Raw genomic sequence first — 26,106 nt, forward strand, 5'->3', positions numbered from 1 at the left:
GAAGTCAGCGCGTTTGACGCACGTTCTTGACACTTTCTTCACACCATGGCCCCTACGGTTCGGTCCCTTATCGGGGGAGTCGATAGCCGTCGTGGTCCAGGCCGTATCCAGCGTTGCACCGCTCGCCGACGAAAGCCGGCAGCTGAAGCTGTTGATCGACAACGTGAGCGATCACGCCATCTATCTGCTGGATACGCAGGGCAGCATCTGCAGCTGGAACCGCGGCTGTGAACGGGTCAAGGGCTATGACGCCGAAGCGGTGATCGGCAAGTACGTCGGCCTGTTCTATACCCCCGAAGACCAGCAGCTGGGCGTGCCCCAGCAGGCGCTGGAATACGCCCGCGACCATGGCCGCTTCGTCGGCGAAGGCTGGCGCGTGCGCCGCAACGGCGAGCGGTTCCGGGCCGGCGAAGTGATCGAGCCGGTCCGCGAGGACGGCTGTCTGCTCGGCTTCGTCAAGGTCACCCAGGATGTCACCGAGCGCTACCAGGCCCAGCGCCTGCTGCAGGATGCGCAGCGCGCGCACGTGCAGCAGCGCCAGCTGGACAATGTCGGCCGGCTGACCCGGGGCCTGGCCCATGAATTCAACAACCTGCTGACCACCATCGGCAACGCGCTGGACCTGATCGCCCTGCGCCCCGGCGCCGACGGGCGCACCCAGGAGCTGGTGGACCTCGCCCAGGCCGCTGCCGACCGCGGCTCGCTGCTGACCCGCCAGCTGCTCGCATTCTCCGCGGATCAGACCCTGGTCCGCGAACCGGTGGTGGTGCAGGATTTCCTGCGCGATGCCCTGCCCGTGCTGCGCCGCGCCTGCCCGGCCGGCATCGAGGTCCACCTGGACGTGACCCCGGATCTGCCCCCGATCGTCACCGATGGCGTACAGTTGCATAGCGCCGTGTTGAATCTGGTGCTCAATAGTGGCGAAGCGATGCCCCAGGGCGGCACGGTCACGATCACGGCCGAGGTCGAACAGCGACTGGCACCGGATCTGTCCCAACCCATGCGCCGCCACTATGTCGCCATCGCGGTGACCGACCAGGGCAATGGCATGCCCCCGGACATCGCCGCGCGCGCCAGCGAGCCGTTCTTCACCACCAAGGAAATCGGCAAGGGCAGCGGGCTGGGCCTGAGCCAGGTCTTCGGCTTCGTTTCCCAGTGCGACGGCTTCGTCGACGTACAAACCGCCCCCGGCCGGGGTACCACCGTCCGCCTGTTGTTACCTGTCATTGAGGAAGTCGAGCATGTCTGAGCCCCTACGCGTATTGATGGTCGAAGACCAGCAGGACCTGCGTGAACTGATCGGCCAGGCGCTGCAGGACTTCGGCATCGAAATCCACACCGCCGACGACGGCCCGGCCGCGCTGCGCCTGATGCAGGATCCCGGCGGGTTCGATGTGGTGTTCAGCGACATCAGCATGCCCAACGGCATGAGCGGCGTGGAGCTGAGCGAACATGTGGCCGACGTGCTGCCCAAGGCGCGCATCATCCTGGCCTCCGGTTACGCACGCTCGCAGCTGCCGCCGCTGCCCGAGCATGTCGAATTCCTGCCCAAGCCGTATCGCCTGCGCCAGCTGGTGACGTTGCTGCAGTCCCCCGTCGCGCCCTGCTGAGCCGGCGCACCGCCCCCAGCGTGAACGCTTCATCCGCGGCGCCCCTGCTTCACATCGGTGCTGCATTCCACCCCGGATAGTGAGGGTGAAGTCGGGAGAGGGTGCGGTACATGCAGGACAGAGCTGAGGATCTGGATCGGATCGCGTTGATCGAAGCACTCAACGTGATGGACCCTGCGTTGGGGACGGCGCTGGACCCGATCACCGAACTGGTGGCTTTTACCTTCGGCGTTCCGATCGCGCTGGTGTCCATCTTCGATGCCGTCCACCAGCACATCATCTCGCGCGTCGGTCTGGCGCTGACCCGCCACGAACGGCATTCCTCGATCTGCGCGCTGGCGTTGGGTGGCCCCGACGTGGTCCAGGTGGCCGACCTGCGCCTGGACCCGCGCTTTGCCGACAACGCGCTGGTGACCGGCCCCGAACAACTGCGTTTCTACGCGGGCGCCCCACTGATCACCAAGGCCGGGATCACGCTCGGCACGCTGTGCATCATGGGCCGCGAGCCGCGCCGGCTGTCCGCGGAAGAGCAGCTGCAGCTGCAGACGCTGTCACGCGTGGTGATCGCGCAGATGGAACTGAAGATGTCGCTGGGCCGCCGCGAGCAGGTCAGCGGCCTGCCCAACCGGCAGCAGTTCCAGGCCGACCTCAACGCCCTGTCCCGTGGCGGCGAGGCGCGCGCGTTCACGGCGGTGCTGCTGGATGTGTTCGATCTGCAGAGCGCCAACGATGCCGGCCAGGCGCTGGGCATGAAGCCGGTGGAAACCCTGCTCCGCCAGGCGGCGCTGCGCGTGCAGGACGTGCTGCGCGATATCGCGCAGGTGTATCACGTAGGCGTGACCCGGTTTGCTTTCCTGCTGCCGGAGCAATCGCATGACCAGACCGAGGCCCTGCTTGATCGCCTGCGCGTGCGCATGCGCCGGCCGCTGATGGCCGGCAGCATTCCGATGTCCCCGCAGTTCCACGCCGGGGTCTGCGACTTCCGCGCCGTTCCGGAACAGACGGCCGATCTGATCCGCAAGTGTCTGGTCGCCATGCATCACGCCCTGCAGACCGACGCCTGCCTGTGCTGGTACTCGCAGGAACGCGACGATGCACTGCGCCGTCGCTACCGATTGGCCTCGGACGCCGGGCGCGGCCTGGCCCAGCACCAGTTCAGCCTGGTCTACCAGCCTCGATTCAATCTGATCGACGGGCTGCCGGTCTCGGCCGAAGCCCTGCTGCGCTGGACCCACCCGATGCTCGGTCCGGTCAGTCCGGGCGAATTCATTCCGGTCCTGGAGCGGACCGCGCTGATGCCCGCAATCAGCCGCTGGGTCATCGATCACGCCCTGGCCCAAGCCGCGCAATGGCAGCAGAGCGTGCCGGGGTTCAGCCTGTCGCTCAATCTCTCGCCGCGCGACTTCGACGACCAGTGTGTGTGGAGCGTGCTGTCCGAACGTTTGGACGCGCATGGGCTGCCGCCCGGCCTGGTCGAGATCGAAATCACCGAGGGGCAGTGGCTCAACCACCATCCCGCGGCGCTGCCCCAGCTGCGGGCAATGGCCGCCGCCGGCGTGCGCATCGCCATCGATGATTTCGGCAGCGGCTACAGCAACTTCGGCTACCTCAGCGAGGTGCCGATCAGCCATATCAAGATCGACCAGACGCTGGTCACCGGACTGGCGCGTTCGCGTACCGCGCGGCTGAAGGTCGAGGCCATCATCAAGCTGTCCCGGCAGCTGGGGTACCGCACGGTCGCCGAAGGCGTGGAGAACGAGGCCGAACTGTCCCTGCTGCGTCTGTGGGGCTGCGATGAAGCGCAGGGCTATCACCTCGCCCGCCCGATGCATCCCGACGCGGTGCTGCAGCTGGTCAGTGCCTGCCGCGCCGGTCCGCTGCCGGATGCGGGCTGACGCTGCGACGCCGCCACGCAGTCTGCAGCACGGGCGATAATGCCCGGCCCGCCCCAGTCACTGCCGACCATGTCCGATCTCGCCCCGTTGCCCACCCTGCCGCCCGGCCACTACCGCCACTTCAAGGGCGGCAACTACGAGGTGATCGGCGTCGTGCGCCACAGCGAAACGCTGGCACCGATGGTGCTGTACCGGCCGCTGGACGCGGACATTGGACTGTGGGTCCGCCCGTTCGAGATGTTCGTCGCGCAGGTGGAGGTGGAGGGCCAGTGGCGGGCGCGCTTTGCGCGTGTCGAATGAGCGGCTGAGCGGCGACAGCGGCGCCCATCGCGGCTGCGGCGGATCAGCTCGCCGCAGTCTGTCGCGCGTCGACCAGTGCACGCAGGCGTGCGGTCACCGCGCGGAACGGCTCCGGCAGCCTCGCCGCCTCCAGGGCATCGACCTGGCCCGACAGCAGCGACAGCGCCTCGCTCACGCTGACCACGTCCTGCCCAGCGTCCACGGCAGCCTCCGGCACCTCCAGATGCGCGCCGATGACGCCCGCCAGGACTTCGAACGCTTTCACCGTGGCTGCGTCGAGCTTGGATGGTTGCGGGTCCAGCGCGCACAGGGTGCCGCGGAAGCCACCGTCGCGGCGGAACATCGGCACCGAGATGTAACTCTCGAATCCGTACAGCGCAGGCGTGGGATGGCGGGAGAACACCGGGTGGGTGCTGGCCTGGTCGAACTGGACCAGATGGCGATGCTCGCGGATCTCATCGCAGATGGTGGTTTCCAGCACGAGGTCGTCGCCCGGCCGCAGGCCGAAATCCAGGCGATCATGCACGGCACAGGCAGTCCAGCGATCCGCGGTCACCCGCGCCACCGCGACGAAGCGCATGCCGGTCATCGCACTGGCCAGCTCCAGGATGCCCGGCACGGCCGGCATCGCCAGCAGCGCCGCGATATCGTCCAGGCGTGGATCCGTCGAGACCGTCGGTTCCACCACCGGCGCGGAACCCGGACCGCCGTCCTCCTGCGGGTTCTCCATGGCCGCCAGGCGGCGGTCCAGAGCCTTGGCGTTGACCTCGTTGAAGAGGCCGCGCACGGCCGCCGACAACGCGCGCGCGTCCTTGATGATGCCCACGAAATGGATGCCCTGCCCGACCAGGCGGATCTGCTCCACGCCATGGTCCACACGGAGGGAGGGCCACGCCTGGCGGTGCAGGATGCGCATCCAGTCGCTGGGCGGCGTTTCATCGAGAAATGCGGTCACGATCGCCCGCGAAGGCGCCGATCCGACCGGGAGACCGGGCAGATCAAAGCCGATGAGCGCTGGAAAGCCCGTACTGGTAGACATCACAACCCCTATTCGGCTTGGCGCAGCCATCGACAGGTGGTGGCTTTGAAGCGAAATTGTCGCACGAATGAGCGAGACTGGCCGTGAGCGGACGCTGCTTCCGCCCGCCGGAAAGCGCCCACAGCGGCAGCGGCTATCATTCGGACGCCGCTCGCCGTGATCGATTCGCTGATGCGACGGGCCAGGATGCACCCTCTGCCAAGAACAAGGAACGTACTTCATGGGATCAACGGGTCAGGGTTTTTCAGTGTTGGTCGGGATCCTCTGGGCGCTGCTCGGACTGCTGTGGATTTTCGTCCCCTTTGCCATCTTCGGGATCAAGGGTCTGCTCAAGCAGATCGTGGCCGAACAACGGCGGACCAACGAGATTCTCAGCCGCGTCCACGGCGATCGCCTGCCGCCGGCGTCCCCCGAACCCCAGCCGTTCAGGGTCGGGCCGTATCCGTAAGGGTCCGCCGTCTGCTGCTGGCGTTGATGGGCTGCCGTGCGGGGTGATGCCGGCCTTGCGAACAAGGCCGTCAAATTCTCGACGCATTTCGCGCATTTTGAACAAATACACCCTCGCTCCCCCCCTATACTCGGGCCTCGTCACCATGGAACGGAGACTTGATGTCCCCCTGCTCCCTGCAGACTCCCGACACGCCCGGCCTGATCATCCGCACGGCCCCGGCGGCGGCGTCGCATGTCGCCATGCGAACCGCCCCCCTGTACGCGGGCATCGCCGAACAGACGGATTCCCCCGACGCTGGCACAACGGCTCCCTGCGCGTTGCCGCCTGCTCTGTGCGGCATCCCCGCACCGCCCCACCTGAATTCCCCCCTGTCAAACGGAGACCGGCCTTGCACCGTGTCCTCAAGATCTGCCTTGTCACCCTTCTGATCACCGCCTGCAGCCGTACGGAGAACACCATGAGCCAAGACCTTTCCACCGCCGCCGCTGAGGCCGATGTCGAAAACGGCGGACGCGGTCTCGCCAAGCTCAATCCACAGCCGCGCCAGGCCTATGACGTGGTCCTCAAACTGCACAACGCCCCGGGCCCGTTCGAACGCATCGAAGGCGTCGCGCAGTACGACGTCACCAACGAAGCAGAGTGCGGTCGCATCAACCCGGAAACCGGCACCGCCGGGCGCATCACCAGCCAGGAGCCGCTCGCCCTCAAGCGCGTCGCCGACGATGAGTACCACGGAACCGTTTACCTCGACCGGATGCTGGACGAGGACTACTACGGGCGCGGCGTATGCCAGTGGAAATTCAGCGGTACGGGTGCCCTGCTCAAGGCCACCGGCGCGCATGAGGAAACCCGCTTCCTCACCTTCATCGACGCCGACCGGTTCACTGCGGGCGATACGCTGACCCGTCACTACCCGGCCAGGGACTATCCGCGCGCCTCGCCCGTGGAAGGTCCATCGGGCATCACCTCGATCGAAGACTATCCGGCCAGGGGCAATGAAGATCCCACCGTATTCGTGCCGGAACTGCGTGACGCGTTGTTCTCGATCTCGTTGTCCGCCAAAGAGGCCAAACAATGACTATTCCCAGCCAGGATTACGCGGCGATCTCCGATGACGCGTACAAGGATCGAGCGGTAGGACGTCGCGCACCTGGCGAGGAAGAGCCGGTCACGCTCAACGGCCACCGGTACGTGGTGCTTGAACATGTCAACAACACCCGCAACGGCTATCAGGGCACGGTCTACCAGCGTGTAGACACCAATGAGATCGTGGTATCGCACCGCGGCACCGAGCAGATCCTGCTCGATGCCGTGCTCACCGATGGCACGATGGTCACCGGGCGCACCAATCTGCAGGCCAAGGACGCGATCGCACTGACCGAGAGGGCCATGGAATATGCGATCAAACTGGGCAAAGACGTTGGGCACGCCCCGGAAGTAACCGTCACCGGCCACTCGCTGGGCGGCACCCTGGCCCAGATCAGTGCGCACCACTTCGATCTCAAAGGCGAAACCTTCAATGCCTTCGGCGCGGCCAGCTTGAACTACCGGATTCCCGAAGGTGGCAACAGCATGGTCAACCACGTCATGGCCGCCGATCCCGTCAGCGCCGCATCGCCGCATTACGGCCAGGTCCGCATCTACGCCAGCCCCCAGGAAATCAAGACCCTGGAGGCCTCCGGCTTCAGCAACAGCAGGTACAACGCCCTGATTCCCGATCGCCCCGTGATCGCCGCCGCCGCATCGCTGGGCTCGCACAAGCTGGGCAACTTTCTCGACAGCGGCTCGGTACTGGGCTCGGAGCAGGCCAAGACCCTGGCCAACACCAATGCCCGAATGATCGACGAATATCGCGACGACATCGGAGAACGCCGCGCCGCGACCACCGTGATCTCGCGCGGTACGGTCGGTGGCGCGGTAGACCTGATCGACACCCTGCGCGGCCCGCTGCCGGCCGGTGAACCGGCCCGGCGCGAGGCCGAGAAACACCAGAGCAGCCACACCAGCCTGCGCATGGACGATGCCGGCCATCCGGGCAATCCCCTGTTCAACGACGCACAGCGTGGCGTCTACGCACAGGACACCCGCGTGGGCCGCACTCCGGATCAGTCCAGCGACCAGCTCGCCGGCAGCCTCGCTGCGCAGATGCACGCCGCAGGCGGCAAGCGCATCGACACGGTGGTGATGAGCAACGACGCGGCCAGCACCTTCGCCGTGCAGGGCAACCAGAACGACCCGGCCCACCTGCGCGTTACCGTCGACACCATGCTGGCCATGAACACGCCCCTGGAACAGAGCAGCCGCAAGGTGGAAGAACAGGCCAGCAGCCAGCGCCAGCAACAGGAGCGCAACCAGGAACAGGTCCAGAGCAGCAGCCGCACCATGATGGGGTGAGGCTAAGGCACGGCATGACCGCAACATCCATCGCCATGACGGGAAGATGTGAAATCGTCAGGGTGTAATGCCCGTCGCACCCGGCGGCTGCCCCTGCGGGAGGGCCAAGGCCGATGAACAGCGCCAGCGCCACCTCGTACAACAACAACATCGAGCCGGCCGTGACCGCCGGCCCACCGGTGCCCAGGCCCACAAACCACATCGCGCGGGTCTTGGCGCTGTCCAGGGTGACATCCCCCATTGCATCCAGTGCATCGATGGACGACAACGCCAGCTGCATGTAGCCCAGATTCTTGTCGATCATGTCTTCCGGCGATTCCTTCTCGCCGGTAATGACGTAGGTGATCTCGTTCTTGACATCCTTGTTGAGGAAGGAATGCAGGTCGCTGCCGAACATGGCCATGGTAGTGGCCACCGACACGATCAGCGCGGCGTGATGCGGGCCATGTTCTTGATCGATAGCATCATCGATGCTTCCGCTTTTGCCGATTGCGCAAACGCAGCTATTACTTCACCTGCATCGCCGACCCTACAGCTCAGAACTTCTCGAATGTCGGTTCGGCGCAATCTGAATAGAAGACCTCGCATGCGCCGCCAGCTGGATCAGCGCATTTCCTGTTTGCAGCTTGAGTCGCAATCTTCAACGTCTGGCCGGTCCCCATCCCACTTCGAGCTCCTCTAGCCTTTGTGCGCGGAACCACCCAAACAAAACATTGATTGTAGTAAGACATCAAAACCGAACAATCCGTTGCACCTTCTTCCGCACATTTTTCAAGCGCAATCTTCTCCGCCCGCGTCTTCGAGGCTTGATCAGTCGCCGACCCAACCCATGATGTCGAATCTGAACCTGCAACTGCCCCCCAGGCATCATGCCAGCGTCCGGTTGGACTGGGGGGAGTTGGAATGCTGGCAGAGCCTTGACTAGAAGAAGATGAGCCGGGAATAGGCGCACAGCCCTGCACACCCTGCCCCCCAATCGGATAGAAGCCCGGTGGGCACGCACCTTCCGCTCGGAGGTTCGCTGGCAATACCATTGATAGGGCCAGCAAGAACATTGCAGAAAGAATGCGGTACATGTTCCAACCTCCTGAAACGCAACTGTTAGAAAAATCGGTCTTCACTATTCAGCCATCCGATCATTCAGATGCACCCAGGCCGCGAGAGCCCGACCCTTGGGATGAAACTTGCGAGTTGCCACCAGACTTCCGAGGTGCCGCAAAGGACTCTACTTCACGACTATTGGTATTCTGTGGCGCTGGCGGAGTATAAGACCCCGCCGCACCCGGCGGCTGCCCCTGCGGGCCCGGCTGTGCTCCAACGCCCGAGCCACCAATCTGCGAATACGCCATGAAGCTGCCCAGCGTGCCCTGGAAGAACATCGCCGCCATCGGCGGGGCGGTCAGGATCAGCGTGTCAGGATCAGACCCATGCCAGGAGTTCGTGCCACCTAGCTGCTGGTGGCATCAGTAGTTGCACGATGCAACCGTATGAATCTCCAAGCGCTAGTCCAATCAACAGGTCGATCTATCGTTAGCGGTACGGTCGGAACTCGGAGAGGCTACAAGCCGAGTAGACGATATCGCAACTCTGCCCTCCCTCAAACTCTGAGCATCGCTTCAGAGCATCCTGTTTTGCGATCTTCTCTGTGGCTGCGGAATTGGCCGAAGATCGCCCCACACTTCTTTTGATGGCACTGTCCATCTTTGGGTCTGCGATGGCGACGCACTGATTGAAATAGGCGATTCTAAGCTTGCATGACTTCCCACCCATCTTGGTGCATTGCCCCACGGCAGCCGAAACAGCCTCCTCCTTCGACTTCCGCGATGTAGAAACGCCGGTGGTCATACTCCCGCTGTCTTCGGCAATGGCCCCCCAGCGCGTCTCCCATTCACCGGTTGGCACTGGAGCTGCAGGTGCAGTCTGCTGGCTACCTGCACCAGATTGAGGAATCGGCGCACAACCTTGGACGCCCTTCCCGCCGATAGGGTAGAAACCTGGAGGGCAGTTTCCCTCAGCCAAAACCGCTCCTGACTGAAGCCCTAGAAGGACAAGCAGGATCCACTTTTTCATCCGTCTATTCCTCATGAACCGATCAGACCCTTTCAGGGGCTGTAACTCAATCTCGGTTTGCGTTGCCCATCTTTCCGGTAACGGGACTGCTATCAGCAGAACCAATGTTCGTAGGCATACTCGCCTGCCCCGTTGCAGCCGGAGCATCAGACTCTGCCCTACTAGAATTTGTGGTCTGCGGCGGCGTATAAGACCCCGCCGCACCCGGCGGCTGCCCCTGCGGGCCCGGCTGTGCTCCAACGCCCGAGCCACCAATCTGCGAATACGCCATGAAGCTGCCCAGCGTGCCCTGGAAGAACATCGCCGCCATCGGCGGGGCGGTCAGGATCAGCGTGGTCAGGATCAACCCCATGCCGCCCTGCTGCATCGCGATGCTCGACATGCCTTCAGTGAAGTTCTCTCCCAACAGCTTGCCCAGCAACGCACTGCCCCAGAAGGCGCCCGCTACCTTGGCCACCATCTCCATCGCAATGGTTGTCATCGCTGCCAGCACCGCCATCGAGAACATCGTGCCTATCCCGTATAGGAGCCATTTCTGGAACAGCTGCTTGGTCTGATCAAATAGCAGACACAGGATGAACAGAGGGCCAAGGCCGATGAACAGCGCCAGCGCCACCTCGTACAACAACAGCATCGAGCCGGCCGTGACCGCCGGCCCACCGGTGCCCAGGCCCACAAACCACATCGCGCGGGTCTTGGCGCTGTCCAGGGTGACATCCCCCATTGCATCCAGTGCATCGATGGACGACAACGCCAGCTGCATGTAGCCCAGATTCTTGTCGATCATGTCTTCCGGCGATTCCTTCTCGCCGGTAATGACGTAGGTGATCTCGTTCTTGACATCCTTGTTGAGGAAGGAATGCAGGTCGCTGCCGAACATGGCCATGGTAGTGGCCACCGACACGATCAGCGCCGCGCGACCACGTTGGTAACCAGCCCCATCGAGGACGTTACCTAAAGCGCAGCTATGACCTCGCGCCGGTAGATCTTGGCATCAGAACTTTCTAAAAATCGGCTCTGAGCAAGCAGAATAGGTGATATCGCACTTTGCTCCACTGTCGTCCCTGCAATATTTCAGCGCCTCCGCATGTGCATCCTTCCGAGAAGGACCCTTGGAGAGCATTGCCATGCCCCTGCCTGAAACCGGGATGGCGTAAGCCATACATTGGTTCATATATGTGAAATTAACCCTGCAATCGGACGCCCCCTCCGCTGAACATCGCTCCACTGCTACCTGTTCAGCGAGAGCTTTTGTTTTTTCGCCATTTGAAGCGCCCACAAGGTCTGAATCGCGGGATTTAGCCAGTGCTCCCCAGGTTTTGATCCACTCCCCGGTGGGACTCGGTGGAGGTGGCGGCAGACCGGCCGAACCCTGACCCGATGAACCGCCAATGGGCGCACAACCTTGAACACCCTGGCCCCCGATGGGGAAATATCCTGGAGGACAGTTGCCCTCGGCGAGCGCCGTATTTCCAAGCAATAAGAGGACGATCATTGCTGTACTTTGGAGACAGAACTTCATCGATATCTCTCTATCTAGTCGTTAGCGTTCGCATTGCCGCGCTGACCGCGCAGATCCGCTGTTGGCTGACCTGCATTTACCCGAGGCGTAACAAGCGTCTCGTTTGCGTGACTCACTTGGTTCTCAGAGGCCGGCCTCGGTGGCGTATAAGACCCCGCCGCACCCGGCGGCTGCCCCTGCGGGCCCGGCTGTGCTCCAACGCCCGAGCCACCAATCTGCGAATACGCCATGAAGCTGCCCAGCGTGCCCTGGAAGAACATCGCCGCCATCGGCGGGGCGGTCAGGATCAGCGTGGTCAGGATCAACCCCATGCCGCCCTGCTGCATCGCGATGCTCGACATGCCTTCAGTGAAGTTCTCTCCCAACAGCTTGCCCAGCAACGCACTGCCCCAGAAGGCGCCCGCTACCTTGGCCACCATCTCCATCGCAATGGTTGTCATCGCTGCCAGCACCGCCATCGAGAACATCGTGCCTATCCCGTATAGGAGCCATTTCTGGAACAGCTGCTTGGTCTGATCAAATAGCAGACACAGGATGAACAGAGGGCCAAGGCCGATGAACAGCGCCAGCGCCACCTCGTACAACAACAGCATCGAGCCGGCCGTGACCGCCGGCCCACCGGTGCCCAGGCCCACAAACCACATCGCGCGGGTCTTGGCGCTGTCCAGGGTGACATCCCCCATTGCATCCAGTGCATCGATGGACGACAACGCCAGCTGCATGTAGCCCAGATTCTTGTCGATCATGTCTTCCGGCGATTCCTTCTCGCCGGTAATGACGTAGGTGATCTCGTTCTTGACATCCTTGTTGAGGAAGGAATGCAGGTCGCTGCCGAACATGGCCATGGTAGTGGCCACCGACACGATCAGCGCCGCCTTGGCCATGTCGGTGACCAGCGCCATCAACGAGTCGCGGCTGCGACCGGTGACGATGCGGAAGCCCTGTACGAGCACCCAGAGCGTCATCAGCGTCAAGGCGATGGCACCGACCCACTTCATCATCCTCCCGAGCAGCTCCACGCCGAACTCCGCGATTTCCTTGTGCAGGTAATCGAGGATCAACCGGAAGAACACGAAGTCGCCAATCGACGATTGCACGTGCAGGTTCTGCAGGAAATGCAGCGCCCCTTGCCCGAACATGCCGTCCACCATCCCTAGACTCATAACATCACCTGATAATTAAGAGGGATCCGTCCCGATCCGAATCCGTGTTACAGCGACAACGCTGCTTTGAGCGTCGCGGTCTTCACCACGGTGCCGAGCGGGCTTGGCGCTCCCTTGAGCGTCATCCGGGTCAGGATCTGCTGCTGGCTGGTAAGCGCCTTGATCTGCTTGTCGTACATTTCGATCTGCTTGTCCCACGTGCTGAAGTCCCTCTCCATGTAGGCATTGGAGACGGCGACGTTGGCCATCGTCTCGCTCATGGCACCTTCTGTGTTGAACAACATGCGGATTTCTTTGATCCGGTCGAGCACCTTGCGCATGTCAGGCATGGTCTTCTGCACGACTTCGACCGTTTCGTTGTACTTCCGGTTCTCGAGCATCTGGATCGCAGCACAGATGTTGCGTTGCTGCGCCGCGATATCTCCGCCCGGATTCAGGTTCAGCGCACCCATCAGCCCGGATACGCTCAAAATGGACCCAGTACCACAGCGCGCCTCGACATTGAAATCAGCCGGGACCGTGGTGAGCTTCACGCCGGTCGGCATGATGGGCGACGCGATGATCTGCTGGAACCTGGCCAGTTTCTGTGCCCAGTTGGACACCGTTTCGGCGTAGCGATAGGCCTGCTCGCCATACTCGATAACCGCCTGGGCCTGGGTTGCCAGGGTGTTCACTTCGGTCAACGTGCTGTTGAACAGGTTCATACCGATCTCAACCACCGGCAGCGTGTAGGCCTGCACCGGCATGACGAGCATGCCGCCCAGCGACATCGCCATCACTGTCGAACGGAAACGGGTGGTGGCGGAACGGCTCTTCTTCTGGCGGGTCACGTTGTCCATGTTCTTCTCCATCAATTTTGACTGGTGTCTTGTCGGCGGATTCACGATGCTGTTCATGCAACGGCCTCCTGGCTGTTGGATGCCGGCTTTCCCGAGCCTTTTCGCTTTCGATAGAACTCACTCAACCACTGCTCCGGCGTCAGTTCGGACTCAAGCACTTTTTCACGGGCGGCCGCATCGGACAGCACGCGGTGCATGATGTCAATGTTATCGGTGGATGCCGAAATCACCGACAGGATGTCGTCCATGCCACGCAGGTTGAGCTGGCACACGCTAGATGCATGCCCCTGCTTGACCAGGAAGCAGCGCGAGCGTTCGTCCAGCGCGGTCACCACGCGGAACTCGGCCTCTGTCAGCTTCAGCCCATCCATGTAGTCGCTCTTGCTGGCGTTGGGATTGGGCAGCAGGATCAGGGTGGCGGTCTGCTCGATCAGCGCGGCGGAGATGTCGCTCTTGAGCGCGTCTTCCGGGCTCTGGGTGGCGAAAATGCCCATGCCGTTCTGTTTACGGATGGTCTTCTGCTTGTTCTTGGCGAACTCTTTCAGGCCACCCTCGCCGTCCAGGATTTTCCAGAACTCGTCCATCACATAGATCAGACGCCGCCCGTCGATCAGCGATTCCAGCTTGTGCAGCAGGTAGTTGATCACCGGCACCCGCACCTCGGGGTTGTCGATGATGTCGGTGTAGTCGAAGCCGATGATGTTGGCCCGGCTCAGGTCGATGGTATCGACCGGGTTGTCGAACACCCAGCCCAGCGAGTTGCCCGAGGTCCAGCGGCGCATCCGCGCATATAGGCCGTCGTCGCCCATGTTGGGCAGGCTCTTCTGGAAGTTGGACATGCTGCGCAGGTGCATCGGGGTGTCGAGCATGTTCTCCACGCCGCGGAAGATGTCCTCTTCCTCGCGCGAGCTGTACTCGCGCTTTCCGGCCAGTACCTTGATCAGGTCGGACAGGAACTGCACGTTTGCTTCGTTGCGTTCGCACTGGAACGGGTTGAAGCCGGTCGCCGCGCCATTCTCCAGCGCCAGATAGTTGCCCCCGCAGGCACGCACGAAGATTTCCGCGCCGCGGTCCTTGTCGAAGAAGAAGATGGTCGGCGATGGGTCGTACTTCTGCACCTGGCTGAGCAGGAAGTTGATCAACGCGGTTTTACCGGTGCCGGACTTGCCGATCACCATGGTGTTGGCGATCGCCTTCTCACCCAGCGAGTTTTCCGAGGGGTGGGTGGCGTGGAAATTGAAATAGTACGGCTGCCCGTTGGTGGTCTGCAGGGTGGTCACGCAGTCGCCCCACGGGTTGTTGTGCTGTTTGCCGGTGGCAAAGTTGTGCAGCGGCGACAGGCCCAGGAAGTTCAGTGAACTCAGGTTGGCCAAGCGGGTGCGATAGCGCCAGTTGCCGGGAATCTGCGCATAGAACGACGAGGTGACGGCCAAGTCTTCCTTGACCGAGATGAACCCTGCGTTGGAGAGTTCTGCACGCGTGGCAGCCACGTTCTGGGAGAGCTTGGCCTGGCTGTCGCCGTACACGGCGAGGGTGTAGTGGTACTCGCCCAGCACGAAGTTGCCCGAGGACAATTGGTCCATGGCCTGGTCCAGCTCAATGATCTGACTGACCGCCTTGTCACCGGAAGAGATCATCATGCCCTTGGTGCGGTCCAGCACCTTGAGCGCGTCCTGGCGGCCCATCGGGCTGAACGAATGGGTGATCACATACTCGAAATCAAGATACTTCAGGCCATTGAGGATGCCCGGATAGGTTCCTTCAGCGTATTCCTTGATATTGAGGATGGCACCGAAGTGATTGACACCGTGGGGCGTGGCGATCACGAAATCGCCGGTCTTGGCCGAGAACATGTGTCGGCTGACCGGGAGGTAATCCTTGATCGGAGCAGAGAGCACGGGTACCGGCTCGTCGATGCGGTTGATCAGATAACCGAAGAATTCCAGGGTCTCGGAGAATACGATGCCATTCTTGGCTTCATACATGCCGAGGCGATACGGTGCGTAGTCACGGATCACGGCTTCGACGTTGCCGGCCAGTTCCATCAGCTTGTCGACGGCCTGGTCCTGCTCCGCTTGTAGTTTGGATACATTGGCGGACTTTTCGACGAGACGCTTCCCCCCCACTACCGGCCGGTAGATCATGGTCAGGTACAGCTCGTTCTGCATGATCCGCTGCGAGGACAGCATTCCCATGTACTGGTCGGACACGTCCTGGTTGAACGTCTGCTTGAACGAGCTGCGATCCTTCAACGTGCGACGGCGGCGCAGGTCGTGGACCCAGAAGGCCACATTGACGAAATCCGGTGCGCGCAGTGTCTGCAGCAGGCGGTTGAAGGTGTTGTGCTTGTGCTCCAGCTCCCACTCTTCGCGCCCGACAAAGGGCAGGCCTTCCAGATGCCAGGTCAACAGGTAATCACCGCCCGTGGTTTTGACCACGTTCGCCGAGACGTGCGATGACAGCGGGATGAACTCTGCGATGGAGGTATCGGGGCTGAACATGGGACTGCTTCCGTAGAGGGTACTGCGACATTTCCAGGACAACCCGGGCAGGCGGCTGCCTGCCCGGGATGATCCGGCGCCTCAATCCTTGGGGGCCGGCTTGGTACGGTAGTGATTGGGGCTGAACACCCACATGCCATCGTGGTCCTGCACGTTGCGCGCCTTCAGCTTGAAGTGCAGGCGCAGACCAAGCAGCCGGAAAATCATCTCATCGCGCTTGGCCATGTTCCGCATGATGAAGATCGCGACCGGAATGGACAGCAGGTACCAGAAGTTCGTGTAGACGCTCAACAGGAACAAACCACCGATCACAACGAAAAACGGCATGTAGGGCACGCCCAGAAACATCGCTGGGCGCGTACAACCCCGGAAGACGACGTTCTTATGCACTGTAGTACAGCAGCGCCTGGTCGATCATCACGGTGGTGGTGCCGCCGCAGCTGCTGCTGGAGCTGTCGCCCAGCAGCATCTTGGCGATCTGGCCGGCCGCACCGATCAGCAGGCCACCGATCAGGATCGGAGCAACGTCGGCAATGCGCTTGTGGGCGAACGCGATCTGGTAGCCGGCGAAGATGACCGCGATGGTGACCACGGCGATCGACGCGATGTTCAGCAGACCATTGATATTACTGAAGAAGCCGCACACCTTGTCATCGGTGCCGCCGAAGTTGGGCGTGCCCTGGGCCAGTACTTCCGGCACGAACACCGCGCCGACGAACAGCACGGCCATTGACGCGGACTTGAGCAGACGCTGGGCGTGGATGAGGTCGAGATTGGAACGCTTCATGGGTGGGTTTCCTTGTAGTTGAACGTACATAACTCAATTGACCAGTCGAGGGCCTGGCCACGCCACGACTTCGTCAGAAAACGAAGGCCGCATCCCCTGCGGGAATCTGTTGCTCCGGCTGCCTGATTGCTTCACCGTTCTGGCTGGGCAAGGCAGCCGGCGTGCTGCGTTCATTCCATGGCCGCAGCATTACCGGCTGGCCAGCCTGCTGCGCGGCGCTCCCCGCAGGCGCCTGCGGTATCGGCGGTGCACCGGCCTGGCTCAACGCCTCCTGCACGTCCTGCGGGTACTGCGCATACGGTGAAGCGCCCTGCTGGACAGGGGCTGCCGTACCGGCGCGGTCCACCGCGCCCAATACCACCCGCGACAGCGCCTGGTCGGCAAGATTGACCAACGCGCCACGTGCCATGGCGCTGGTCGAGGGATACACCACATACGCCCGCGCCGGGTCGACCGGCGGCTGGGGCGCATACAGTGGCCCATCGGCCTGGGCAACGATGCGAGACTGTGCCGCCGAGACCTCCCGCGGGTGATGCTCGACCTTGACCGTACGCCGGCTGCCGCGGCTGACCACGTCGATCGGCGCGACGCCGCCGGCCGAGGCCAGCTGTTGCCCGCGCTGGATCGAGTCGAACACCTTCTGCACGTAACCGTGGCGGAAGCCGGTGGTGAAGTTGCCCGAGTAGTAGCAGCTGAACGACTTGCCCCAGTCGCCGCCGGACCGCTTGTAGCATTCGGCGAGAATCCGCGAGCCGGCTACCAGGTTCGGGCATTGCTGGAATGCCTTCTCATAGGAATCCAAGCCGTACTTGGCCAGGTTGTAGCGGTTGACCTGGGCCAGCCCGATGGAGAAGTTGTAGCCCTTCTCCTCCAGCATGCGCACGGTGGACAGGGCTTCTTCCAGCTGCGTGGGCTGGCGCACCAGGGCCCCTCCCACCACACCGATGGCGTAGGGATTGCGGGAAGATTCGACATTGATGACGTGCTTCATCACGTCCATCGAGACGGCCATCTCCGGGCACGCAAGCACTTCCATGCCAGGCAGCATCAGCGCGCCCTCGAGGTGGGGTGGACACAGCCATGTCCGGTCGTCATGTCGTTCATCGTTCAGCCCTCCTGTCCCTGCGCACGGCCGGGATTGAAATCAATGCCGGTGATGTAGCGCGACCCAACGTGCGCCTTGATATGCACGACGATATCGATGGTCATCATCAGCAGCCGCTTGATCACCGCGAACTCCAGCCCGGAGCCTTCGCTGGATGCCTTCACCATCAGCGCCAGCTGGTCCCAGGTCTGTTCCGGGCTGCCGGCGTGGCAGCTGGTGATCGAACCGGGATGGCCGGAGGCGCAGTTGCGGATGAAGTAGAACGCCTCGTCGCCACGCAGCTCGGCCAGGATGATGCGTTCGGGCTTCATGCGCAGGCACGCTTCCATGCAACTCTTGGCGGTGACGTTGCTGGCGCTCTGCCCGCCCTTGGAGTACAGCAGATGCACGACGTTGGGCTGGCTGATGAACAGCTCGCGCGCATCCTCGATGGTGACCAGGCGCTCTTCATCGGGGATGTGGTTGACCAGTGCCTTCATGAAGGTGGTCTTGCCGCTGCCGGTGGCACCGGACACCACGATGTTCTTGCGGTATATCACCGCACGCCGGAAGAACTCGGCGTAGTCGCGCGACTGGCGCAGCTCCAGCAGCTCACGGTCATGCTCGCTGATGCTGCCGTCCTGCTCGAGGATCTGGTTGAAGAAACCGTCCTCGTTGTACTGGCTGAGCGTCTTGGTGTGCTTGGACGGCAAACGGATGGTGATCGACACCTTGCCGGCATCACACGCTGGCGGAATCACGAACTGGGCGCGCTGACCGGTCGGAAAAGTCAACGACACGACCGGGTCGGCATCGGTGATGCGCTGGCCGGTATTGCTTTCGTTCACCACCGCGGTGCAGAACTGCCGGGCCCGCTCGAAGGTCAGTCCCGGCACCTCCACCCACTGCCACCCTGCCCGGGTTTCCAGGTACAGCTCGCCGGGACGGTTGATGCAGATTTCCGTCACCTCCGGCGAATTCATGTACTCGGCGATGCCCAGCACTTCGTACTGATAGCGCAGGAAATCGCTTGAAACCAGAGCTAGGGGGGCCACTTCGGCATCCATGATTCAGTTCACTCGATCAACGTCGCGGTGCCAGCACATCGGCGAAGTCGACATCCTTGGCGACATACACGGCAAGCACGGTACCCTGGTTGATGGTCACGGTCGGCGGACTGCGCTCGCTGAGCGCCTCGCCAGCCAGCCGCTCCATGGTCCGCGCCGTGGCGCTCTCATACGGCGACTGTACCGCCAGACCGCTGCCGGTGACTGTGGTGGTTTCCGGGCCGTTCTCGGCGGCGGCGTACTTGAAGGCGTCGGCAATCAGGCTGATCATCAGCGCCGAGCCAATGCGCGCGCCCCAATGGGCGTCGTACTGGCCCGGATGGCCCGCACTGCCCAGCCCATCGATACCCGGGCTGGACATGGCCACGTCCAGGCCATTGGGCGTGGTGATGCGATCCCAGATCACCTCCACACGCTTGCCGGTCGGGCGGCCGCCGTAGCTGCCATAGATCTTGGAGCCCTTCGGCAGCAGCAGGCTGCGACCGTTGATCGAGTACACCGGCTCGGTCAGCAGGCACGACGTGTAGCCGGCGTAGTCGGTGATGATGCGGGTTTCCAGTACGCAGCGCAGATAGGTGCCGCGCACCAGCAAGGCATCCGGGCTGCGGATGAAACTTGCATTGGAAACGTCCTCGACATCCGGGCCACGCCGCACTTTGCCCGCCTCGCTGGACTGCATGCCCGGCATGTTGGACAACAATGCCTGCCGCGTAGCTTCGTCAAGCGCACTGCGCTGCGGCGCCTGGCGGTTGCCAGCGGCCGAAGCCGCATCCTCTGAACCGGCGATGCGCCGATCCAGCAGCGTCGGGCCGCGCGGCATCACCGGTTCCGGCGGGGCGATCGGTATCAGCCGGGTCTGATCCTGGTCCGGCGGCAGGGCTGGCAGCATCGGGATCGGGTCGGCCTGAGTCTGGACCTGCGGCTGCGCGGCCGGACCAAAGCTGGGCAGTTCCGGAGTGGCCGCACGCGCTGTTTCGCGCACCGCAGCCGGCCCCTCGTCATTGCGCGACTTGTGGAACACCATGTAACCCACGCCGATCAGCAGCAGCAGGATGCCGCCCATGAACACCAGGGCCTTGCGGTTCAGGCGCTGCTCTTCGGCCGAACGCAGCGTCGGTGCGCTGGCATCCAGATCGGGAGCCGGCTGGGCCTGCGCCTGCCCGAAGTATGGATTGGAGGGTGAATCGGGCGCCCCATTGCCTGCGCCGTGATGGCCCTGGCTCTCGTCGCGTCCGTCGTTCGGATCGTTTCCGGGAGTGTTGTTCTGGCTCATTTCTTGACGTTCCTTCGCAGGCCGACGACGAACTCGCCGTGGCGGATGACCAGGTACGGGTAGGTCCCGTGGACGATCAGGTTGTTGCCTTCCACGGTCGTATTGACCACGAAGTCTTCACCGTATTCGGTATCCCGTCCGAACACCGCCGGGAAGATGCCGGTCTTGAACTCAGGCGAATTGGGCAGACGCAGGTAGGTGAAACGACCATCGTCATACGCATTGACCGGAACCAGCCAACCCATCTTCTTGGCCCGCCGGGTCGAATAGGAATAATCGAAGTTGTACTGCCGATCCTTGGCCAGCTCGGTGCTGAGCAGCGGCTTGGCTTCCTCCTTCACGGCCTCCTGCGCAATGCCGAATTCGGTATCGGCCGGATAATTGAAGGCGATCTTGTACTGCACACCGGCTCGACGGGCCTGTTCCAGCTGGCGCCAATCGGTGGCCACCACCTTCAGCTCGAAGATGTAGGAATGGGTCTCGGTGCGCACCATCATGTTGGTGTCGACGTCGACGTTCTTGGGCTTGAGATAGAAGACGTTCTCGCGACGGGTCAGCTCCCAGCCGCTGCTGAAGCCAGTGCTGTAGTCGAGGATCTTCTCGTCCGGGCTCAATTCGATCTGGGTGGTCAGGCCCAGGCCGGTACGCACCGGGTAGATGCGGTCCTTTTCATACTCGTAATAGTCCACTGCCTGCGCGAACGCGGACGCGGAGAACAACAATGACAGCATCGACACCAACGCCCATGCGCGCCCTCTGACTTTTCGACTACTCATCGGTTGCTTGCTCCATCAGCACTTCCGGTGGAATTGTTCTGCGCCGGCGTCATTGCCGGCTGTCCGGGCACTGCCTGCCCCGGCATTGCCTGGCCAGGCATCCCCTGGCCCTGGATCTGCTGCCCCGGAACCGGCGGCACGCCCTGCACCGGTTGGCCCGGCACGGGTTGGCCCGGATAGGCCTGCCCTGGAGCGCCGGGTGTCGGCACCACCATCGGCTGCCCGGTGGTCGGGTCGATCACCATGGTCGCTGCCGCCGGGTTGTTCGGGTCGTACACGCCCTGCTGGGCGATCTGCTGGGCCTGGGCGGCCTGCTGCTGCAATGCGGCCTGGTCCGGGCCGGGCACGCCGCGTGAGTAATCGTTGTCCACGCGATACTCGAACACCTGGAAGCTGAGCGGATTCAGGATGCGCTCCTGTTCGTTCAGGGCCAGGTTCGGCACATAGCGGAAGCGCAGCGTCACCAACTGGTTGTCCAGATAGGTGGTGGTCGCCTTGGTCTTGTCGTAGAGGCTGCGCTGGATACGCACCGAAGCGCCGCGGAAGCCGCCATTGGCCTGCACCTCCAGCGGTGTGATGCTGAGGATCTTGACCCGGATCGCGCGCTCCTTGCCGTACATGTTGAACGGGCTCTGCGGGTTGTTGTTGGCGTAACGCGCCCTCAACGAACCGCTGACCAGGTCATCAGACATCACGAAGACCAACTGCCAGTCGCGCAACCCCATCACCGCGAAGTCATAGGACTCACGCGCCATCACGTACTGCGCCACGTTGCTGCGGTTGATCGCATCGCTGGCGGTGATGGATTGGTTCTCGAAGTTTCCGGTGAGCCGCGCCACGGTCGCCGTACCGGTATAGGCATCGGCCATCACCAGGAACGGTACCTTCTCCTTCAGCGGCAGCATGTAGTAATAGCCGCCGGCCAGGGCCAGCGACATCACCAGCGAGGCCGTGGCCACCCACCATGCGCGGCGCTCGCTGCGGCGTGCCATGTCGGCCACGGTCAGCTCGTAGCTCACCGCTTTGGCGACCGCCTGGTCGACCTTCTGGCTGCTGCCTGTTTCCTTCTTTCGGAACATGGGTTCATCCGTACTACTGGAACGTCAATGGGCGCGGCACCCCTGCGCGGTACGCGGGGAGCATCACGTTTACCGATACTGGACCCGCGTCAGCTGCCGCTGGTCGCGTCGGCCGCAGCCGCCGAAACGGTGGGCGACGCAGCGGCCTGCACGACAATCTGGTTGCCGACGATGGACACCGACACGCCCTGCGCCGCATAGGCGGAGCTGAGGTCGACCATCGCCTGCTGTGGATTGGTGGTCCCGATGCCGGAGACGGCACCGTAGAGCGTGTAGTCCGAGCTGATCCGGTAATCCAGGGTCATGCCCGAATCCTTGGCCCAGCGTTCCAGCATGGTCTTCAGCGTGCCGTCCATCGGCGTGGCCTGGTACACGTAACTGGTGTACAGCGGAATTTCCATGGTGGTGCTGGCGAAGCGGTTGACCGGCTTCCAGCGGCCGCCGATATCCGGGGCCGGCTTGGTGGCACAGCCGGCCAGCATCAGTGCGGCGGCGACGGCGATGAATCCCTGTGACAGATACGCTTGCTTCATACGGACTTCCCTATGACGTACGTAATGCGGCTTGATTCGATTGACTGGCAGCAACTCACTACACCGGGCGGATGAGGACCCGGAGGCAGTTGGCTATGGCAGATGGAGTGGTGAAACATCCTGGACTACTGCGATCGGCCCCCGCCCGCTTGTGCAGCCCATGGTTGCATGTACCGATGTGCAGGCGCCCCGGGCGTATCGCCCGGCCCCATCGCCCCACATCCACATCCCTTCAACAATGCCGTCCATGACGTCCCTGCAATGATTCGATGCACTGCCTCCGCGTCGCATGCCAGACAGAAGTCGACGACGAAAGCAGCTCACCATCATGAACAAGATGCCATAAGCGACAGTCAATTCCGCGTCAAATCTCGAGCAAAAAAACGTTTTCAAACATCATTTCTTTGACGTGCATCACATAATTGATGCCAAGCTGATCAAATATCGAGGCTCGGGACGGAAGTCTTCGGCAGCAGGCGCGAGGTGAAATAGCGATCCTTGTAGTACTTGATCTTGTCGCATTTCACAGGGTGCGGGATGCCCTCGTACAGGAACACCTCGTGATCGTTGCCCATTGCCTTGAGCTCCTGCGGCAGCATCAGCGCGCGCCGCTCCTCGGTGAAGCTGTGGGTCTTCTCGCGGGCGTGGGTGACGTTCTTCCTGCGGATGGTCGTGTAGCCGAGCATCTCCGAGTAGTCGTTGGCATCCTGCTGCTCCCGCGGCGCGTACAGGATCTGCAGGGCATGGTTGGTGATGATGGTGCGCGACACATCCCGGCCATAGGTGGCATCGAGCTGGGCCATGCTCTGGATGATCGGCAGCAGACGCACGTTGTAGCCGGCCATGTAGGACACCGCCGAGGCAATGATGTCGACCTTGCCGATCGCAGTGAATTCGTCCATCAACAGCAGGCACTGGTACTTCAGGTCCGGGTTGGACTTGGGCAGTTCCTTGGTGTTGAGGTTGATGATCTGGCTGAAGAACAGGTTGATGATCAGGCGGCTTTCGGCCAGCTTGTTGGGCTGGATGCCGATATAGATGGTCATCTTCTTCTTGCGCAGGTCGGTCAGCAGGAAGTCGTTGCCGCTGGTGGCCTTGTCCAGCACCGGGTTGATCCAGGCGTTGAGTGGCTCCTTGAAGGTGCCCATGATCGAAGCGAACGTCTCATCGGCCTGGGACAGCAGGTTGGCGAACGCCGACTTGGCGTTGCCACTCAGGTAGGTCTGGCTGGCCAGGCGTTGCAGGTACTTCCGGAGGTCGCTGCCATCGCCGGTGGACAGGCGGAACAGCGCGCCCAGGGTGGGCATGTCCTGCGCCTCGCCGGGGAAGCCGTTGCTGCGCGCATCGTCGCGGTTCTCGAACAGGTACAGGCTGAAGGCCATGAACGCGTTGCGCGCCTGGCTGACCCAGAATTTCTGATCGTCCGATCCGTCCGGGTACAGCATCGCGGCGATGCTCATCAGCTCGGAGACGCGGAAGGCCGGGTCGTCGGAAACATAGCTGAGCGGGTTCCAGCGATGGGTACGGCGGTCTTCAGCGAAAGGATTGAACAGGAAGACTTCTTGGCCCTGGCTGGCCCGCCAGCCGCTGGTCAGGTCGAAGTTCTCCTGCTTGATGTCCAGCACGACCACCGACTCGTCGTACTCGAGCAGGTTGGGGATGACCACGCCCACGCCCTTGCCCGAGCGGGTCGGGGCGGCCAGGATCACGAACTGCTGGCCACTCAGGCGCACCAGCTTGCCGCCGAAGCTGCCTACCACGATGCCGTTGCCGGTCTTCTTGAACAGCCCGTGCCTGGCCAGGTCGGCAGCCTGGGCAAAGCGCGCGTCACCGTGCAGCGAGGTCTTTTTCGACCGGAACATCAGGAACATCGCGACCAGGGACAGCAGCAGCGGCAGCCCGAAACCGACCACGCCGGCCAGCTTGATCTTGGTGACGTACGGCGCCACGGCCGGCTGATCCAATGCCTGCAGGTACTGCAGATAGGTGTTCCACTTGAACAGCCCGGTATCCAGGCCCAGCAACAACAAGGTGAGATACCCGGCAAGGCAGTAGCCGGCAATCACGGTCAACACGATGACGACGGCGGGAACAACAATCTTCTGCGTGGACAAACCCTATCCTCCATGACGCGCCCCACAGGGCGCTACGGCCTGCGCCGGCGCCTGGGTCGCACCGTACGCGTTTCTTTCACATCGTCCTGCGTACGCGTCCCGTCGTCGCGTCCCCACAACAACGACCCTTCGCTGCGCCCCTGTTTCCAGCGACAGCAGCGGGGGGTGATCCTTGCCGTTCGGACGTGAACACGGCGTAGCCGGACCCATCGCCCGGACTGTACACGGGCGGATATGTCAGGGCTACCCTGCATCATGGGGCTGCGCCGACAGGGCCTGCGGGAGATCACGGCCTTCACGCACCACAGCATCCCAGCGCAGGGGTCGGCAGTATGTTGCGCCGCAGCAGTACAATAGGCGGCCGCCTTCTGGTCACGTCCTGCCGCATGAGCTCCTCCCCCGTTTCCCTGGCCGCCCGGCTCTCGCCGCGCGAGCGCACCCTGATCCTGCTGGCCTTGTCGCTGGGCGGCTTTGCCATCGGTACCAGCGAGTTCGCCAGCATGGGACTGATGCTGGAGATCAGCCGTGGGCTGTCGATCAGCGAGACCCAGGTCGGCCACCTGATCAGCGCCTACGCCATCGGCGTGGTGGTTGGTGCGCCGGTGCTGGCCTTCGCCGGTGCCGGTTTCGCCCGGCGCAGCCTGCTGCTCGCCCTGATGGGCTTCTACGCGATCGGCAACCTGGCCAGCGCACTGGCGCCGAACTACGGCACGATGCTGCTCGCGCGCTTCGTCGCCGGCCTGCCGCATGGCGCCTACTTCGGCGTGGCGATGCTGGTGGCCGCCGCGATCAGTCCGCCCGCCCAGCGCGGCGCGGCGGTATCGAAGGTGCTGCTCGGCCTGTCGGTCGCGATCCTCGTCGGCAATCCGCTGACCACCTGGCTCGGCCAGCAGGTCAGCTGGCGCACCGCGTTCGCCCTGGTCAGCGTGCTGGCGATCGCCACCGTGGCGATGATCGCGCGCTTCCTGCTGCCCGATCCGGATGAAGTCCGGACCTCGCCGATGCGCGAGCTGCGCGCCTTCAACCGCACCCAGGTGTGGCTGGCACTGGCGATCGGCTCGGTCGGCTTTGCCGGCATGTTCTGCGTGTTCACCTACCTCGCCCCGACCCTGGTGCAGGTCACCGGCCTGGCCGAATCGTGGATGCCACTGGCCGTGGGCATCTTCGGCATCGGCGCGATCATCGGCAACGTGGCCGGCGGCTGGCTGGTGGACCGCTTCCAGTTCCGCGCGGCGGCCGTGGTGCTGGTCTGGTCGATCATCGTGCTGCTGGCCTTCCCGATCGCCGCGCAGTCGGTGTGGAGCGTGTTCCCGATGATCATCGCGGTCGGCACCATGGGTGCGCTGGCGGCCGTATTGCAGACCCGCCTGATGGATGTCGCCGGTGAAGCGCAGACGCTGGCCGCGGCCTCCAACCATGCGGCCTTCAATACCGCCAATGCGCTCGGCCCGTGGTTCGGTGGCATGGCCATCGGCGCCGGCTTCAGCCCTGCCGTGACCGGCTACGTCGGTGCGGCGACCGCGCTGGGTGGCCTGCTGCTGTGGGGCGTGGCGATGCTGGTGGACCGCCGCTCGCGCAGCGCGCCGGTGCTGCAGCAGTAAGCGCGCGG

At 63.0% G+C, this 26,106-nt stretch carries 25 protein-coding genes and 1 pseudogene; 8 read left to right on the forward strand and 18 right to left on the reverse strand.

The genetic code is table 11. The features are described 5' to 3' along the window. The first annotated feature begins 91 nt into the window (after positions 1-91). From AB9O74_RS15195 to AB9O74_RS15210, 4 genes are all read left to right on the forward strand, one after another. Positions 92-1,249, forward strand: a complete 1,158-nt coding sequence (locus AB9O74_RS15195; protein ID WP_369349801.1) for a nitrogen regulation protein NR(II) — start codon at positions 92-94, stop codon at positions 1,247-1,249. Continuing rightward, positions 1,242-1,610, forward strand: coding sequence for a response regulator (locus AB9O74_RS15200; protein WP_319207079.1), 369 nt, complete (start codon positions 1,242-1,244; stop codon positions 1,608-1,610). Before AB9O74_RS15195 ends, AB9O74_RS15200 begins: the two co-directional genes overlap by 8 nt. Before the next feature lie 110 nt (positions 1,611-1,720). Continuing rightward, positions 1,721-3,505 carry a putative bifunctional diguanylate cyclase/phosphodiesterase gene (locus tag AB9O74_RS15205; protein WP_369349802.1) on the forward strand — a complete coding sequence of 595 codons (1,785 nt, stop codon included), beginning with the start codon at positions 1,721-1,723 and terminating at the stop codon, positions 3,503-3,505. 69 nt (positions 3,506-3,574) lie between these two features. Beyond that, on the forward strand, positions 3,575-3,805 hold the full coding sequence (locus tag AB9O74_RS15210) for a DUF1653 domain-containing protein (RefSeq protein WP_369349803.1): 231 nt from the start codon (positions 3,575-3,577) through the stop codon (positions 3,803-3,805). 43 nt (positions 3,806-3,848) lie between these two features. On the opposite strand, the gene AB9O74_RS15215 is transcribed toward AB9O74_RS15210, so the two are convergent. After that, positions 3,849-4,760, reverse strand: a complete 912-nt coding sequence (locus tag AB9O74_RS15215; protein WP_369349804.1) for a GAF domain-containing protein — start codon at positions 4,758-4,760, stop codon at positions 3,849-3,851. Between the two features lie 304 nt (positions 4,761-5,064). Here AB9O74_RS15215 and AB9O74_RS15220 point away from each other — a divergent pair, with 304 nt between their 5' ends. From AB9O74_RS15220 to AB9O74_RS15230, 3 genes are all read left to right on the forward strand, one after another. Continuing rightward, a complete protein-coding gene (locus AB9O74_RS15220) occupies positions 5,065-5,292 on the forward strand; it encodes a hypothetical protein (RefSeq protein ID WP_369349805.1) in 228 nt (75 codons plus the stop codon). A gap of 460 nt (positions 5,293-5,752) precedes the next feature. After that, positions 5,753-6,373 (forward strand): hypothetical protein, encoded by a 621-nt coding sequence (locus AB9O74_RS15225; RefSeq protein WP_369349806.1) that lies wholly within the window; start codon positions 5,753-5,755, stop codon positions 6,371-6,373. Then, the gene (locus AB9O74_RS15230; protein WP_369349807.1) at positions 6,370-7,689 is read left to right on the forward strand and encodes an XVIPCD domain-containing protein; all 1,320 of its coding nucleotides are present in this window, start codon (positions 6,370-6,372) and stop codon (positions 7,687-7,689) included. The genes AB9O74_RS15225 and AB9O74_RS15230 overlap by 4 nt, the downstream gene beginning before the upstream one ends. 100 nt (positions 7,690-7,789) lie before the next feature. On the opposite strand, the pseudogene AB9O74_RS15235 reads toward AB9O74_RS15230, so the two are convergent. The 17 genes and pseudogenes from AB9O74_RS15235 to AB9O74_RS15315 form a co-directional block, all read right to left on the reverse strand. Next, positions 7,790-8,157 (reverse strand): annotated as a pseudogene (locus AB9O74_RS15235) (type VI secretion protein); the annotation flags it as partial. 68 nt (positions 8,158-8,225) lie between these two features. Then, on the reverse strand, positions 8,226-8,765 hold the full coding sequence (locus AB9O74_RS15240) for a DUF4189 domain-containing protein (RefSeq protein ID WP_369349808.1): 540 nt from the start codon (positions 8,763-8,765) through the stop codon (positions 8,226-8,228). Positions 8,766-9,219: 454 nt separating this feature from the next. Beyond that, positions 9,220-9,906, reverse strand: coding sequence for a DUF4189 domain-containing protein (locus tag AB9O74_RS15245; RefSeq protein WP_369349809.1), 687 nt, complete (start codon positions 9,904-9,906; stop codon positions 9,220-9,222). Next, positions 9,806-10,645 carry a type IV secretion system protein gene (locus tag AB9O74_RS15250; protein ID WP_369349810.1) on the reverse strand — a complete coding sequence of 280 codons (840 nt, stop codon included), beginning with the start codon at positions 10,643-10,645 and terminating at the stop codon, positions 9,806-9,808. Before AB9O74_RS15250 ends, AB9O74_RS15245 begins: the two co-directional genes overlap by 101 nt. A gap of 108 nt (positions 10,646-10,753) precedes the next feature. Next, complete coding sequence (locus AB9O74_RS15255) at positions 10,754-11,281, reverse strand: DUF4189 domain-containing protein (RefSeq protein WP_369349811.1); 528 nt, start codon at positions 11,279-11,281, stop codon at positions 10,754-10,756. A gap of 14 nt (positions 11,282-11,295) precedes the next feature. After that, positions 11,296-12,432: a type IV secretion system protein gene (locus tag AB9O74_RS15260; protein WP_369349812.1), complete on the reverse strand. Its 1,137-nt coding sequence runs from the start codon at positions 12,430-12,432 to the stop codon at positions 11,296-11,298. Positions 12,433-12,491: 59 nt separating this feature from the next. Then, complete coding sequence (locus tag AB9O74_RS15265; protein ID WP_369349813.1) at positions 12,492-13,340, reverse strand: hypothetical protein; 849 nt, start codon at positions 13,338-13,340, stop codon at positions 12,492-12,494. After that, complete coding sequence (locus tag AB9O74_RS15270) at positions 13,337-15,784, reverse strand: VirB4 family type IV secretion/conjugal transfer ATPase (protein WP_369349814.1); 2,448 nt, start codon at positions 15,782-15,784, stop codon at positions 13,337-13,339. Before AB9O74_RS15270 ends, AB9O74_RS15265 begins: the two co-directional genes overlap by 4 nt. 81 nt (positions 15,785-15,865) lie before the next feature. Continuing rightward, positions 15,866-16,174, reverse strand: coding sequence for a type IV secretion system protein VirB3 (locus AB9O74_RS15275; protein WP_369349815.1), 309 nt, complete (start codon positions 16,172-16,174; stop codon positions 15,866-15,868). Further along, positions 16,167-16,571 (reverse strand): TrbC/VirB2 family protein, encoded by a 405-nt coding sequence (locus AB9O74_RS15280; protein ID WP_369349816.1) that lies wholly within the window; start codon positions 16,569-16,571, stop codon positions 16,167-16,169. Before AB9O74_RS15280 ends, AB9O74_RS15275 begins: the two co-directional genes overlap by 8 nt. Positions 16,572-16,644: 73 nt before the next feature. Further along, positions 16,645-17,607, reverse strand: a complete 963-nt coding sequence (locus AB9O74_RS15285; RefSeq protein WP_369349817.1) for a transglycosylase SLT domain-containing protein — start codon at positions 17,605-17,607, stop codon at positions 16,645-16,647. Between the two features lie 71 nt (positions 17,608-17,678). Then, a complete protein-coding gene (gene virB11, locus AB9O74_RS15290; RefSeq protein WP_369349818.1) occupies positions 17,679-18,722 on the reverse strand; it encodes a P-type DNA transfer ATPase VirB11 in 1,044 nt (347 codons plus the stop codon). A 16-nt stretch (positions 18,723-18,738) separates the two neighbouring features. Further along, positions 18,739-19,995, reverse strand: a complete 1,257-nt coding sequence (locus AB9O74_RS15295; protein ID WP_369349819.1) for a TrbI/VirB10 family protein — start codon at positions 19,993-19,995, stop codon at positions 18,739-18,741. Then, positions 19,992-20,771 (reverse strand): TrbG/VirB9 family P-type conjugative transfer protein, encoded by a 780-nt coding sequence (locus AB9O74_RS15300; protein ID WP_346477555.1) that lies wholly within the window; start codon positions 20,769-20,771, stop codon positions 19,992-19,994. Before AB9O74_RS15300 ends, AB9O74_RS15295 begins: the two co-directional genes overlap by 4 nt. After that, entirely contained in the window at positions 20,768-21,850 is a 1,083-nt protein-coding gene (locus AB9O74_RS15305; RefSeq protein ID WP_369349820.1) for a VirB8/TrbF family protein, read from the reverse strand. The genes AB9O74_RS15300 and AB9O74_RS15305 overlap by 4 nt, the downstream gene beginning before the upstream one ends. Before the next feature lie 89 nt (positions 21,851-21,939). Then, positions 21,940-22,383, reverse strand: coding sequence for a hypothetical protein (locus AB9O74_RS15310; protein ID WP_369349821.1), 444 nt, complete (start codon positions 22,381-22,383; stop codon positions 21,940-21,942). A gap of 437 nt (positions 22,384-22,820) precedes the next feature. Next, positions 22,821-24,497, reverse strand: coding sequence for a type IV secretory system conjugative DNA transfer family protein (locus AB9O74_RS15315; RefSeq protein ID WP_369349822.1), 1,677 nt, complete (start codon positions 24,495-24,497; stop codon positions 22,821-22,823). Between the two features lie 386 nt (positions 24,498-24,883). Here AB9O74_RS15315 and AB9O74_RS15320 point away from each other — a divergent pair, with 386 nt between their 5' ends. After that, on the forward strand, positions 24,884-26,098 hold the full coding sequence (locus AB9O74_RS15320) for an MFS transporter (RefSeq protein WP_176988612.1): 1,215 nt from the start codon (positions 24,884-24,886) through the stop codon (positions 26,096-26,098). Positions 26,099-26,106: the final 8 nt, after the last annotated feature.

The sequence above is a fragment of the Stenotrophomonas sp. JAG2 genome (genome assembly GCF_041080745.1).
GTDB classification, from domain to species: Bacteria; Pseudomonadota; Gammaproteobacteria; order Xanthomonadales; family Xanthomonadaceae; genus Stenotrophomonas; species Stenotrophomonas maltophilia_AA.